At 67.9% G+C, this 12,680-nt stretch carries 12 protein-coding genes; 11 read left to right on the top strand and 1 reads right to left on the bottom strand.

Features of this window, described 5'->3' with window-relative positions; translation table 11 throughout:
* Window positions 1-36: 36 nt before the first annotated feature.
* The 11 genes from V5F53_RS03705 to V5F53_RS03655 all read left to right on the top strand — a co-directional run bounded on the left by V5F53_RS03705 (window position 37) and on the right by V5F53_RS03655 (window position 11,021).
* Window positions 37-1,044: an ABC transporter permease gene (locus tag V5F53_RS03705; RefSeq protein ID WP_393997880.1), complete on the top strand. Its 1,008-nt coding sequence runs from the start codon at window positions 37-39 to the stop codon at window positions 1,042-1,044.
* The gene (locus tag V5F53_RS03700) at window positions 1,041-1,889 is read left to right on the top strand and encodes an ABC transporter permease (protein WP_393997879.1); all 849 of its coding nucleotides are present in this window, start codon (window positions 1,041-1,043) and stop codon (window positions 1,887-1,889) included. The genes V5F53_RS03705 and V5F53_RS03700 overlap by 4 nt, the downstream gene beginning before the upstream one ends.
* On the top strand, window positions 1,868-3,589 hold the full coding sequence (locus V5F53_RS03695) for a dipeptide ABC transporter ATP-binding protein (RefSeq protein ID WP_393997878.1): 1,722 nt from the start codon (window positions 1,868-1,870) through the stop codon (window positions 3,587-3,589). The genes V5F53_RS03700 and V5F53_RS03695 overlap by 22 nt, the downstream gene beginning before the upstream one ends.
* Window positions 3,586-4,656, top strand: a complete 1,071-nt coding sequence (locus V5F53_RS03690) for an LLM class flavin-dependent oxidoreductase (protein WP_393997877.1) — start codon at window positions 3,586-3,588, stop codon at window positions 4,654-4,656. The genes V5F53_RS03695 and V5F53_RS03690 overlap by 4 nt, the downstream gene beginning before the upstream one ends.
* Window positions 4,657-5,411: 755 nt before the next feature.
* Window positions 5,412-5,714, top strand: coding sequence for an urease subunit gamma (locus V5F53_RS03685; RefSeq protein WP_393997876.1), 303 nt, complete (start codon window positions 5,412-5,414; stop codon window positions 5,712-5,714).
* 20 nt (window positions 5,715-5,734) lie between these two features.
* Complete coding sequence (locus tag V5F53_RS03680; protein ID WP_393997875.1) at window positions 5,735-6,145, top strand: urease subunit beta; 411 nt, start codon at window positions 5,735-5,737, stop codon at window positions 6,143-6,145.
* A gap of 35 nt (window positions 6,146-6,180) precedes the next feature.
* Window positions 6,181-7,899: an urease subunit alpha gene (locus tag V5F53_RS03675; protein WP_393997874.1), complete on the top strand. Its 1,719-nt coding sequence runs from the start codon at window positions 6,181-6,183 to the stop codon at window positions 7,897-7,899.
* A 181-nt stretch (window positions 7,900-8,080) separates the two neighbouring features.
* The gene (locus V5F53_RS03670; RefSeq protein ID WP_393997873.1) at window positions 8,081-8,686 is read left to right on the top strand and encodes an urease accessory protein UreE; all 606 of its coding nucleotides are present in this window, start codon (window positions 8,081-8,083) and stop codon (window positions 8,684-8,686) included.
* Between the two features lie 41 nt (window positions 8,687-8,727).
* Window positions 8,728-9,408: an urease accessory protein UreF gene (locus tag V5F53_RS03665; RefSeq protein ID WP_393997891.1), complete on the top strand. Its 681-nt coding sequence runs from the start codon at window positions 8,728-8,730 to the stop codon at window positions 9,406-9,408.
* Window positions 9,409-9,434: 26 nt separating this feature from the next.
* Window positions 9,435-10,082, top strand: coding sequence for an urease accessory protein UreG (ureG, locus tag V5F53_RS03660; RefSeq protein ID WP_393997872.1), 648 nt, complete (start codon window positions 9,435-9,437; stop codon window positions 10,080-10,082).
* A gap of 3 nt (window positions 10,083-10,085) precedes the next feature.
* Window positions 10,086-11,021 carry an urease accessory protein UreD gene (locus tag V5F53_RS03655; protein WP_393997871.1) on the top strand — a complete coding sequence of 312 codons (936 nt, stop codon included), beginning with the start codon at window positions 10,086-10,088 and terminating at the stop codon, window positions 11,019-11,021.
* Between the two features lie 244 nt (window positions 11,022-11,265).
* Here V5F53_RS03655 and ppk2 read toward each other — a convergent pair whose 3' ends face one another.
* On the bottom strand, window positions 11,266-12,357 hold the full coding sequence (ppk2, locus tag V5F53_RS03650) for a polyphosphate kinase 2 (RefSeq protein WP_393997870.1): 1,092 nt from the start codon (window positions 12,355-12,357) through the stop codon (window positions 11,266-11,268).
* Window positions 12,358-12,680 lie beyond the last annotated feature (323 nt).

The raw sequence follows: 12,680 nt of genomic DNA, 5'->3' as shown, positions 1-12,680 counted from the left end.
CGCCGCGCCGCCGGACAACGCAAGGAGGTGACCGGCATGAGGAACGCCTACCTGACCTACGCAGCAAAACGCATCGCCCAGGCCGTGGTGGTCATTCTGCTCGCCTATGTCTTCACCTTCGTCGTCGTCAGCATCCTGCCGGGCGATCCTGTCACCAACGTGCTGCGCGATCCCCAGAACGGGTTCACCGAGGACGAGATCCAGGCGATCATCGCCGCCCAGGGGCTCGACCGGCCGATCCTGGTGCAGCTGTGGACGTCCCTGTCGCACTTCCTGAGCGGCGATCTGGGCCTGTCCATGCGCTCCAGCCGGCCGGTCGCAACCCTGATCGCCGAGGTGCTGCCCTCGACCTTGATCCTCGCCGCCAGCGGGCTCGCTGTCGCGCTGCTGCTGGCGATGGCGATCGCCTATGCCACCCGCTTCCTGCCGAGGCGGCTCGGCCAGGGCGCCGTGCGGGGCTTCCCGTCCCTGTTCCTGTCGGTGCCCAACTTCGTGATCGGGCTGGTGCTCATCCATGCCTTCGGCTTCCAGCTCGGCCTGTTCCGGGTCATCGAGCCCGACAGCTTCTGGGCCACCCTGTTCGCCGCCACGGCCCTCGGCATCCCCGTCTCGGCGCAGATCGCCGAGGTGTTGATCGCGAACCTCGACCACGAGTCCCGGCAGGAATACGCGGCAGTAGCGCGCGGCCGTGGCCTTGGGCCCGCCCGCCTCTTCACGCGGCATCTGCTCAAGCCGTCCTCGCTGCCGGTGGTCACCGTCATCGCGCTCACCATCGGCGAGCTGCTCGGCGGCTCGCTGATCACCGAGACGGTGTTCGGGCGCACCGGCATCGGCAGCCTGGTGCAGCGGTCGGTCACCACCCAGGACCTGCCGGTGCTGCAGGCGGTGGTCTCGCTGGCGGCGGTGGTGTTCGTGCTGGTCAACCTGATCGCCGACCTCGTCTATCCGCTGCTCGACCCGCGCGTGAAGCTGGCGGAGGCCGGCGGGCCCCGCCAGACCACCGCCGACGACGCGCCGGACCCATCCCGCACGGTGGCCGCATGACCGTCGCGGCCCTGTCCCGCACTCCGCGCGCCTCGGCGGCCCGCCGGCTGGCAGCGCTCCGGGTACCGCCCACGGTCGCCCTCGCCTTCGCGATGGTCGCGCTGGTGGTCGCCTGGTCGCTCGCCCCGAGCCTGTTCACCAGCCATGACCCGGTCAACGGCGTTCCCGCCGACAAGCTGCTCGGCCCCAGCCTGGGGCACTGGTTCGGCACCGACCACCTCGGCCGCGATCTTTACGCCCGTGTCGTCCATGGCACGGCCTCGTCGGTGTCGAGCGCCCTCATCGCGGTGGTCATCGGCGTGCTCGCCGGTGGCCTGGTCGGTCTTCTGGCCGGCTTTCTCGGCGGCTGGACGGACATCGTGCTCGCCCGCCTGGTGGACGTGCTGCTGGCGATCCCGAACTTCCTGCTGGCCGTCATCGTCGTCACCGCCATCGGCTTCGACACCACCAACGCGGCCATCGCCACCGGCGTCTCCGCGGTGGCCGTGTTCGCCCGGGTGATGCGCGCGGAGGTCATCAAGACACGGCAGGCAACCTTCGTCGAAGCCTCCTTCCTCTCGGGCGGCTCGTCCTGGCACATCCTGTGGCGGCACGTTCTCCCCAATGCCTCGCGCTCGGTGCTGCCGCTGGCGGTGCTGCAATTCGGCCTGTCGATCCTGGTGATCGCCAGCCTCGCTTTCCTCGGCTACGGCGACCCTCCCCCCGCCTCCGACTGGGGCCTGCTGATCTCCATCGGCAAGGATTACCTCAAATGGCCGTGGCTGGTGTACGCGCCTGCCCTCGTCACGATCGCGACCGTCCTCTCCGTGAACAGGATCAGCCGATGGCTCCGCAAGACAGACTGACGGTGATGTCCAGCGGGGGCCCCGCGCCGGGGCCGCAGCGCTCGGCCACGCTGCTCCGGGTTGACGACCTGTCCGTCAGCTACGGCCCGAACGCGGTCGTGACAGGGGTGGGATTCGAGCTGAGCCGGGGCAGGAGCCTCGCCCTCATCGGCGAATCCGGCTCGGGCAAGTCCACCATCGCCCGCGCGGTGCTGCGGCTACTGCCCGGTGAGGCGCGCGCCAGCGGTCGCGTCGCGTTCGATGGCGCCGAGGTGCTCGGGCTGTCCGAACGCCGGTTCCGGCCGCTCCGGGGACGCGCCTTGGGCTTCGTGCCGCAGGACCCCGGCAACGCTCTCAACCCGGTGCGGACCATCGGCGCCCAGGCGATGGAGGCGGCCGCGCTCCTCGACACGGCCAATACCGCAGCCCGCAAGGCGCTCATCCTGGAGACATTCGCCCAGGTGGGCCTCGATAATCCCCTGCGCGTCTACGGCTCCTACCCGCACCAATTGTCGGGCGGCATGCTGCAGCGGGTGCTGATCGGCCTCGCCGTGCTGCCGCGCCCGGCCCTGCTGGTCGCCGACGAGCCCACATCGGCGCTGGACGTCACCATCCAGAAGCGGATCCTCGACCTGCTCTCGCGTCTGCAAGGCGAGCTCGGCATCAGCCTGCTCCTTATCACCCACGATCTTGCGATCGCCGCGGAGCGGGCGGATTCGCTTCTGGTGCTCAAGGACGGCCGCGTCCAGGAGGCCGGCGGCACCGCGACGGTCTTCTCCGCGCCGGCCTCGGCCTATGCGCGAAAGCTGCATGCCGACGTTCCGGCCCTCAATCCCGACCGCTACGCGGATGTGCGCGATCCCGGCTTTCATCGGCTGCGAACCGGGGCGGGCGGCCCCTCCAAGATCGAGGTCAGCGCCGTCACCAAGAGCTTCACGGTCGACGGCCGGACGCTGACCGCCGTCGACGACGTGTCGTTCACGGTTCCGGCTGGCACCACCCATGCGCTGGTCGGCGAGTCGGGCTCGGGCAAGACGACGACGATCCGGCTGCTGCTCGGCCTGGAGGCGCCCGACAGCGGCGACATCACCATCGCCGGCGAGCGCCTCACCGGCAGACCGCCCGGCGCATTGCGCGCGGTCTGGCGCCACCTGCAACTGGTCTATCAGAACCCGTTCACCTCCCTCGATCCGACATGGAAGGTGGAACACCTCGTGCGCGAGCCGCTCGACCGGTTCCAGGTCGGCACCCGCGAGGAGCGGGCCCGGCGGGTGCGCGAGGCGCTGGCGAACGTAGGCCTCGGCGAACACCTGCTCTCCCGCAGGCCGGGCGCCTTGTCCGGAGGCCAGCGCCAGCGCGTGGCCATCGCCCGCGCGCTGGTCCTCAGGCCGGACGTGATCGTTCTCGACGAGCCCACCTCCGCGCTGGACGTCAGCGTGCAGGCCGACATCGTCGAGGTGCTGCTGACGCTCCAGGCCAGCCTCGGCCTGACGTATATTTTCGTCTCCCATGATCTGGCCCTGGTGCGCCAGCTCGCTCACACCGTCTCGGTGATGCACCGCGGGCGCATTGTCGAACACGGGACCGTCGCCGATATCTTCGACAACCCTCGGCAGCCCTATACCCGGTCGCTGCTGGACTCGATCCCGTCCGGCGCCGCACGCGGCGCTCCCGGGACACCGCGCGCGGCGCCAGCTCTCAACGCGCAGAAAATCGCATGACGACATCCGCGCGGTTCCGCCCGAAGGCCCGGCTCGGCTTCAACACCCGCGTGTCCTTCACCGACGACGCCGGACCGGCGCAGGGGCTGCGCGACGGGATCGAGCTGTTCAAGGCCGCCGAGCGGCTGGGGTACCAGTCAGGCTGGGTCTACCAGCGGCATTTCGACCATTATCTGTCCTCGCCGCTGCCATTCTTCGCCGCCGCCGGCCAGCACACCGCGCGCATCAGGCTGGGCTCGGCGGTCATCCCGATGCGCTATCAGGACCCGATCCTGCTGGCGGAGGCCGCGGGCACCACCGACCTCCTGATCGGCGGCCGGCTGGAGCTGGCCATCGCCACCGGGGCGAATGCGGCCTTCGACGCGGTGTTCGGAACGGTGGACACCGACGCCCGCATGGAGGCCAAGCGGCGGCAGGCCCGGTTCCTGGCGGCGATCTCGGGCGAGATTCTCCACACCGTGGATGGACCGGGACAAGGCGCTCCGGAAGGCACCGGGTTGCGCGTGACGCCGCACAGCCCCACCCTGCGCGCGCGCATCCGGCAGGGCGCGGCGAGCCTCGGCTCGGCGGTGCAGGCCGCCCAGCTCGGCATCGGCCTCATGTCCGGCACCGTGCAGCACGGCCACGCCGAGGGCGAAACCTTCGGGGCCTACCAGGCCCGCTGCATCGCGGCGTTCCGCGACACCTGGCGCGAGACATGGGGCACCGCGCCACCGCCGGTCGCGGTGGCTGCCTCGATCCTCGTCGGCACCACGGCTGAACTCCGGGAGAAATATGCCGCGTATGACCTTGAACGCCAGACACTGGGCATCGCCGCCTCCCGCCCCAGGGGCGCCATCGAGCCGACCGCGCGGGTGAACCAGCCGCCCGGCACCCAGATTTCCCCGGTCTTCCACGGCACCCCCGACCAGGTGAGCGCGGCCATCCTCGCCGACCCGGGCCTCGCGAGCGCGGACGAGATCGTGCTCTTTCTGCCGCCGGCCTATAACCTGTCGGAAAACGTGCAGTTGCTCACCGACCTCGCGCGGACCGTGGCCCCGAACCTGGGTTGGGTCCCTGCCGGCTGAGCCACGCAGATCAGGGTGGCCCCGGCCACCGGATCCGGCCCCTTTCCCACGATCTCCCCTCTGCGACCCGGCGCGCCCATGGCCGGAGCCCGGCAGCCGGTTCCGAAGCGCAGAAAATAACCCGGCATCGCGGCCACGCCATCCCCTCCTGGGGGCGCTTGCGCGCTCGCCTCTCCAGTGGCGCCGGCCGAGGATCCAACCCCTGTGCTCTCCTGCTGTCCCGCCACCTTCAGGCGGACGCGGACGGCGCACCGCGCATGCCGGGCGGCGGCGGGGCATCGGCGGTTCCCACCGCGCCTCGCCGCCGTGGGATGTAGCCGCACGTGGAGCCGTCCCCGGACGCCCGGACTTTGGCCGGCCGCGCCGGGCACGCCACCCCGCATCCGCCACGGAAACGCCCGCGACGGAACGGCTCGCGAAGCGTCTTGCGCAGCCCCTGGCCCTGAGGGCATCCTTCGACTGAACGGCGCGCCAGCCGCAACGCACCGCGCGTCGATCAACGGCGGGAGCAGGGCGGCCGGTACGCCGTTGCATAAAGAGAAGGCAGCCACGGACCGGCCCGAGCTTCAACAGCGCCCTGAAAACCTGCGGTTTATAGTATTTGAATGCCCTGAAGACAGATGCAGAAACTGCATCCGTCTTCAACACCAGATGCCTCAAACATACCCACACCCAAGCCGATTGACTGCCACCAGAAAACAGCAGAAATGATGCCTGGGAACCAGGCGTTGTCCGGATCTCCAGGAGGATTGCGCATGCATTTCACCCCACGAGAAATCGATAAGCTTTTGATTTACATGCTCGCGCAGGTTGCCCAGCGGCGCAAGGATCAGGGGCTGAAGCTCAATCATCCCGAGACGGTCTCCCTCATCTCGGTGGCGGCGCTGGACGGCGCGCGGGCCGGAAAGACACTGGAGGAAGTCATGGAGCTCGCCGGCAAGGCGATCACCCGCGACGACGTGATGGAGGGGGTGGTGGAGATGATCCCCTACGTCCAGGTGGAAGCCGTGTTCACCGACGGCAGCCGCCTCATCACCGTGCACGACCCCATCAAGTAGTCCGGGAAGGGAACGCCGTCATGAGCCCCACTCAGAAGAAGGCCCCCGTGGGCGGTCTGGTTCTCGCCGCCGGCGATATCGAGATCAACGCCGGCTACCCGACGACGACGCTCAAGGTGCGGAACACCGGGGACCGCCCCATTCAGGTCGGCTCGCACTACCATTTCTTCGAGGTCAATGCCTTCCTCGAGTTCGACCGCGCACAGGCCTTCGGCAAGCGCCTCTCCATTCCCGCGAGCACGGCGCTGCGCTTCGAGCCGGGCGACGAGAAGGAAGTCACGCTGGTTCCCTATCAGGGCAAGCAGCGGGTGCTCGGCTTCAACGGGCTGGCCAATGGCTGGGTGGGCGACGAGACCCACGACGACTATCGCCCGCGCCTGACCGACGCGCTGGAGCGCGCGACCCGCTACGGGTTCAAGACCAAGCCGTAACGCGCCGCCTCGACATTTGCGAATGGAGCTTTGAGATGACAAAGATCTCAAGACAACACTATTCAGATCTCTACGGCCCCACGACCGGCGACAAGATCAGGCTTGGCGACACCGACCTCTATATCGAGATCGAGAAGGACCTTCGCATTTATGGGGAAGAAGCAGTCTATGGCGGCGGCAAGACCCTGCGCGACGGCATGGGGTACGACACCGAGCTGACCTCCGCCGCCGGCGCGCCCGATCTCGTCATCACCAATGTCACCATTCTCGATGCGGTGCTGGGTGTCATCAAGGCCGATGTCGGCATCAAGAACGGCGTGATCTGCGGCATCGGCAAGGCGGGCAATCCCTCCACCATGTCCGGTGTCACCGCCGGCCTGGCGCTGGGGCCGGCCACCGACGCCATCGCCGGCGAGCATTACATCCTCACCGCCGGCGGCATCGACGCCCATGTGCACTTCATCTCCCCCCAGCAGGCCGAGGCGGCGCTGAGCAATGGCGTGACCACGCTGTTCGGCGGCGGCATCGGGCCCAGCGACGGCGCCAACGGAACCACCATCACCTCCGGCACCTGGAATGTGGAGATGATGCTTCGGGCGTTCGACTCCTGGCCGGTCAACGCGGGCGTGCTGGGCAAGGGCAACTGCTCGTCGCTGCGCCCGATGGAGGAGCAGATCCGGGCCGGCGTCATCGGCCTCAAGATCCATGAGGACTGGGGCAGCACGCCGGCCACCATCCGCGCGGCGCTGACGGTGGCGGACCAGAACGACATCCAGATCTGCATCCACACCGATACCCTGAACGAAGCCGGGTTCGTCGAGAACACCATCGCGGCGTTCGAGGGACGGACGATCCACACCTACCATACCGAAGGCGCCGGCGGCGGCCATGCCCCCGACATCATCCGCGTGGCCGGCCTGTCCAACGTGATCCCGAGCTCCACCAACCCCACCCTGCCCTACGGCATCAATTCCCAGGCCGAATTGTTCGACATGACGATGATCTGTCATCATCTCAGCCCGAAAATTCCGACCGATGTCGCCTTCGCCGAAAGCCGGGTGCGCGCCGAAACCATCGCCGCCGAGAACGTGCTCCACGACATGGGCGCGATCTCGATCCTCTCCAGCGACAGCCAGGCCATGGGCCGTGTCGGCGAAAACTGGGTGCGAACCATCCAGACCGCCCATCTCATGAAGCAGCGGACGGGCGCCTACGAGGGGGATGCCTCGGACAACGACAACCAGAGGGTGTTGCGCTTCGTCGCCAAGGTGACGATCAACCCCGCCATCGCCCAGGGCGTCGGCCATGTGATCGGCTCGGTGGAGGTCGGCAAGATGGCCGACCTGGTGCTGTGGGAGCCGGCCTTCTTCGGCGCCAAGCCGAAAATGGTCATCAAGGGCGGCTTCATCTCCTGGTCACTGATGGGCGACCCGAACGCCTCGCTCCCCACGCCGCAACCGGTTCTCTACCGCCCCATGTTCGGGGCGCTGGGCGCAGCGATTCCGCGGACGCGCGTCACCTTCACCTCCCAGGCCGCCTATCACGACGGCATCGTCGATCGCTACGAGCTGAAGTCCAAGGTGCTGCCGGTCCACGGCACGCGCACCATCAGCAAGGGATCGATGGTGCGCAATTCCGCCCTGCCCACCATCGAGGTGAACCCGGAAACCTTCGCCGTCACCGTGGATGGCAAGCACGCCACCGTCGAGCCGGCGACGACCCTACCCCTCAACCAGCTGTATTTCTTCAGCTGACGCCCCTGCCTGGGCGCGGCGGCCGCCGCCACGCCCAGGACATTCCGCCCGCCCGCGGCCCCCGGGCCTTGCCGCAGTGGATGCACGCACCGGGCGGGGCTGCATCCACCGGCCCTGCGGGCGCGCGCCTCACCGGATGCGGTCGCCGCCGCGCCCGTCATCCATCCCTTCTGGAGCCATCATGATCATCATCGAGAAGACGCTCGGCAACGTGAGCGATCCACTCTGGCATGACCGCTCCCATCGCGGGCAAGTGGACCCCCTCGTCCTGGAGCATTGGGAGGCGCCCAAGAGCCGCCTGCGCAAAGCCAGCGAGGGCGGGCTCGAACTGGCGATCTCGCTGCCGCGCTCGGAGCATCTGCACGACGGCGACGTGCTCTATTATGACGCCGCGAAAGATTATCTCGTCGTCGCCCGCGTGCCCCTTAAGGACGTGCTGGTGATCGAGCTCAACGGGCTGGAGGGCCTGCCGCCGGTGGATATCGTGCGGATCTGCTTCGAGCTCGGCCATGGCCTGGGAAACCAGCACTGGCCGGCGGTCATCAAGGGCAGCACCATCTATGTGCCGCTGTCGGTCGACCAGAAGGTCATGGCCTCGGTCATGCGTACCCACGCCTTCGCGCATGTGACGTCGCGATTCGCGCCCGGCGCGGAGATCGCCGACAAACTGACGGCCAAGGAAATGCGGCTGCTGTTCGCCGGCGCCGACGCCACGCCGCACCACCACCACGGCGATCACCATCACGGCGATCACGACCATCACCACGCGCCCGCCGGAACCAAGTGATGGCGCGCGAGGAGGCCGGAGCCCGCCCGGCGCCACGTGACATGGTGCACCTGGCGCGGCTGCTGCAGTTCGCGGATTCGACCTTGCCGATCGGCGCCTTCGCATTCTCGAACGGCCTTGAATCGGCGCTGCAGACCGGAATCGTCACCGATCCCGCCAGCCTTCTGCAGTTCGTCGAGCTGGCAACCCGGCAGGCGGCGCGGATGGACGGGGTGGCGCTTCTGCATGCGCACCGGGCGGCGCGGGCTGGCGACCACGACGCGATCCGCGCCGCCGACCAGGAGCTGTGGTGCCGCAGGGTGGGCGAGGAGCAGCAGCTCATGCTCGCGCGGATGGGCAAGAAGTTCGCCGAGCTGGCGCTGAAGATCTCCCCCTTTCCCGGGCTGGAGCGCTGGCTGGGCGACATCCGGGCCGAGGCCACGCCGGGATGCCTGCCCATCGGCCAGGCCATCGCCCTCGCCCATCTGGGCGCCGACGAGGCGGAAGCCTTCGTGATGCACCAATACGGCATCGCCTCCATGATCCTCGGCGCCGCGCTGCGGCTCATGCGGATCGATCATCTGGACACGCAGCGCATCCTGTTCGCGGTACAGCGGCACGTGGAGGACGATTATCGCGCCGTGCGCGACCTTTCGCTCGACGAGATGAGCGCCTTCGCGCCAGTCTTCGACGTTCTCGTCGCGCACCACACCACGACCCACGTCCGGCTGTTCATGAATTGAAGCCGGCGTCGGAGGAGGACCCCACCATGAAGAAGATCACGCGCATCGGCATCGGCGGCCCGGTCGGCTCCGGCAAGACGGCGGTCATCGAGACCATCACGCCGCGCCTCATCGACATGGGGATCAAGCCGCTGATCATCACCAACGACGTGGTGACGACCGAGGACGCCAAGCAGGTGCGCCGCACGCTGAACGGCATTCTCATCGAGGAAAAGATCGTCGGGGTGGAGACCGGCGCCTGCCCGCACACCGCGGTGCGCGAAGACCCCTCCATGAACATCGCCGCGGTGGAGGAGCTGGAGGAGAAATACCCCGACAGCGACGTTATTCTGATCGAATCCGGCGGGGACAACCTGACGCTGACCTTCAGCCCCGCCCTCGCCGATTTCTATATCTACGTGATCGACGTGGCCGCCGGCGACAAGATTCCGCGCAAGAATGGCGCCGGCGTCTGCCAGTCCGACATCCTGGTCATCAATAAGAAGGACCTTGCGCCCTATGTCGGCGCCAGCCTCGAGGTCATGGATCGGGACTCCCGGCTGATGCGCGGCAGGAAGCCGTTCGTCTTCACCAATTGCAAGACCGGCGAGGGCATTGACGAGCTGCTCCGCCTCATCCTGGACCTGGCCCTGTTCGACATCACCCCCACCCCTGGCGTCAACGCGGCCGAGTGAGCCATGCCCCTTCACGAGCAGCTGCGGCGACTTGACGACGCGAAGGAAGTCCGTGGCTACCAGACGCAGCCGGCGCAGATGCGCGCGGCGGCGCCCGGGAAGGTGGGAGAGCTGCGGCTGGGCTTCTCCATACGGCATGGCCGCTCGGTGCTGCACGACCTCTACCGGGTCGCCCCGCTGCTGGTGCAGCGGGCGCTCTACTGGGACGAGGCCATGCCGGAGCTGCCGATCTGCTCGATCATCTCGGTCGGGGGCGGCATCCTGCAGGGGGATCGCTACAAGATCGACATTGCCGTCGGTGAGGGCGCCTGCGCCCACGTGCATTCGCAGAGCGCCAACCGCATCCACCAGATGGATGCGAACTACGCCGCCCAACACCAGACGGTGACCCTCGCCAGCGGCGCCTATCTGGAATACCTGCCCGACTTCACCATCCCCTATCGCGGCTCCCGCTTCATCAATCAGACCGACATCGTGATCGCGGCGGATGCGACGCTTCTGCACGGCGAGATGGTGATGAGCGGACGCAAGCACCACCGCGCGGATGAGCGCTTCGGCCTCGACCTGCTGTCGCTGGCGGTATCGGTCCAGCGCCCGGACGGCCGCAAGCTGTTCGCCGAAAAGATCCTGATCGAGAAGAACGACCCGACAATCGATTATGGCGCCGTCATGAAAGGCTTCGATGCCTTCGCCAACATCTTGTGCCTCACCCCGCCCGAGGTCGCCGCGCGCATCAAGGCGCGGTTCGAGACCCACTTCCCAGCGCCCACGCCGCGCGCGATTTCAGGCGTGAGCCGCCTTCCCCACGCGGCTGGCCTGATGCTGCGCGCGGTGGGTCAGGAGACGTACGACGTTCGCAAGGAAGTGCGGCGATTCTGGCAGATCGTCCGCGAGGAAGCCCGCGGACGCACGCTGCCCATCGACTCCTTCTGGCGCTGAGCCAAGGCGGCGTCCTGGCGAGGCGGCGTCCTGGCGAGGCGGCGTCCTGGCGAGGCGGCGTCCTGGCGAGGCGGCGTCCTGGCGAGGCGGCGTCCTGGCGAGGCGCCGCGGAACCGGAAAGAGCGCTCCGCCTGCCACGCCCTCATGGACATGCCGGCCCCGCGCCAAGGCGGAACCGACGCCAAACCGCGCTCCGGCCGTTGTTACGGCCGGACGGCCCCACGAGAGCCGGCGCGGGACGGACTTAAAGACCTTTAGCCTTCCCGAAGACGTACTCGTCGCGCTCGTGAACGGCGTTGGCGCGCCCCACCAGCAGGCTGTCCACCGGGCCGATGCGCTCGGGGTCCTTGCCCTTGTAGGGCAACGAATGCAGCACGTAGCGCAGCGCGTTCAGCCGTGCCCGCTTCTTGTCGTCGGACTTGATGACCGTCCAGGGCGAATCCGCGGTGTCGGTGTGGAAGAACATCGCCTCCTTGGCCCGGGTGTAATCGTCCCATTTGTCCAGAGAGGAAAGGTCGATGGGGGAAAGCTTCCACTGCTTGAGCGGATGCACCTTGCGTTCCTTGAACCGCCGGCGCTGCTCATCGCGGCTGACCGAGAACCAGAACTTGATGAGGTGCGTGCCGCTGCGCACCAGATTGCGCTCGAACTCGGGCGCTTGGCGCAGGAACTCGCGGTATTCCTCATCGCTGCAGAAGCCCATCACCCGCTCCACGCCGGCACGATTATACCAGCTGCGGTCGAACAGGACGATCTCGCCCGTGGTGGGCAGGTGCTCCACATAGCGCTGGAAATACCACTGCCCGCGCTCGACCTCGCTCGGCTTCTCCAGCGCCACCACCCGCGCGCCACGCGGATTGAGGTGCTCCATGAACCGCTTGATGGTCCCGCCCTTGCCGGCCGCGTCGCGCCCCTCGAACAGGATGATCAGGCGCTGCCGCGCCTCCTTCACCCAGGACTGAAGCTTGAGAAGCTCGCTTTGCAGCAGGAACTTCTGCTGCTCGTAATCACGGCGCAGCAGCCGGAACTTGTAGGGATAGCTACCGGTGCGCCAGTCGTCGGCAAGCTCGTCGCTGCTCACGCGCGGCTGTCCCGGCGCCTTCGGCAGGCCAAGCGAGGCGCGCAACCGCGCGGCGTCGTCGGGCGCGGCACCGGCGATGATCGCCTCCAGCCCCTCGGCTGTCGAGGCATTGGTGACGATGTCCGTAACCGCCGAGAGCTTTGCCTCTTGCGCGGCCTTCACCCGCTCCTCCGCCAGACCGCCCTGGGCAGCCTCGGGAATAGCGGTGACATCAGTCTGGATCGTCACCTCCACGGATTTGGACTCGTCGACCATGAACTGTGTCGTCCTCTGTCTCTGGAGCGCTCTTCGTTCGCACCGGCTCACGTCAAACGGTCCATGTATCTGAACACTGCGGTATTTTAACACCGCGTCGTCAGCGCACGAGGCGGATCCCCCCGCGCCCGAAGCCGCGCCCCGCCCCCCGAGGTGCCGGGCGGCCGGCGATGTACACCTTAATCAAACCTCCGCCCCGGCGCCGCAGCCAAAACCGCCGCGCTGCCGGTCGCGGTCCCACGCTTGACAGGAGACACAGACGCGCGCACCGCCGCTCCCCAAAGCTTCCAGCGCCGCGAGCCTCGCCTTCGCCGTCCAACCGC

It is taken from the genome of Xanthobacter cornucopiae (assembly GCF_043195065.2).
Taxonomy (GTDB): domain Bacteria; phylum Pseudomonadota; class Alphaproteobacteria; order Rhizobiales; family Xanthobacteraceae; genus Xanthobacter.
The sequence above is the reverse complement of the archived record's forward strand: the minus strand, read 5'-3'. Positions and strand labels throughout refer to the sequence as shown.

Bases quoted from the DNA above. Each gene is read 5' to 3' on its own strand.
- V5F53_RS03690 (WP_393997877.1), top strand. From the start codon at position 3,586: ATGACGACATCCGCGCGGTTCCGCCCGAAGGCCCGGCTCGGCTTCAAC.
- ureG (WP_393997872.1), top strand. From the start codon at position 9,435: ATGAAGAAGATCACGCGCATCGGCATCGGCGGCCCGGTCGGCTCCGGC.
- V5F53_RS03665 (WP_393997891.1), top strand. From the start codon at position 8,728: ATGGTGCACCTGGCGCGGCTGCTGCAGTTCGCGGATTCGACCTTGCCG.
- V5F53_RS03685 (WP_393997876.1), top strand. From the start codon at position 5,412: ATGCATTTCACCCCACGAGAAATCGATAAGCTTTTGATTTACATGCTC.
- V5F53_RS03655 (WP_393997871.1), top strand. From the start codon at position 10,086: ATGCCCCTTCACGAGCAGCTGCGGCGACTTGACGACGCGAAGGAAGTC.
- V5F53_RS03695 (WP_393997878.1), top strand. From the start codon at position 1,868: ATGGCTCCGCAAGACAGACTGACGGTGATGTCCAGCGGGGGCCCCGCG.
- V5F53_RS03675 (WP_393997874.1), top strand. From the start codon at position 6,181: ATGACAAAGATCTCAAGACAACACTATTCAGATCTCTACGGCCCCACG.
- V5F53_RS03705 (WP_393997880.1), top strand. From the start codon at position 37: ATGAGGAACGCCTACCTGACCTACGCAGCAAAACGCATCGCCCAGGCC.
- V5F53_RS03700 (WP_393997879.1), top strand. From the start codon at position 1,041: ATGACCGTCGCGGCCCTGTCCCGCACTCCGCGCGCCTCGGCGGCCCGC.
- V5F53_RS03680 (WP_393997875.1), top strand. From the start codon at position 5,735: ATGAGCCCCACTCAGAAGAAGGCCCCCGTGGGCGGTCTGGTTCTCGCC.
- ppk2 (WP_393997870.1), bottom strand. From the start codon at position 12,357: ATGGTCGACGAGTCCAAATCCGTGGAGGTGACGATCCAGACTGATGTC.
- V5F53_RS03670 (WP_393997873.1), top strand. From the start codon at position 8,081: ATGATCATCATCGAGAAGACGCTCGGCAACGTGAGCGATCCACTCTGG.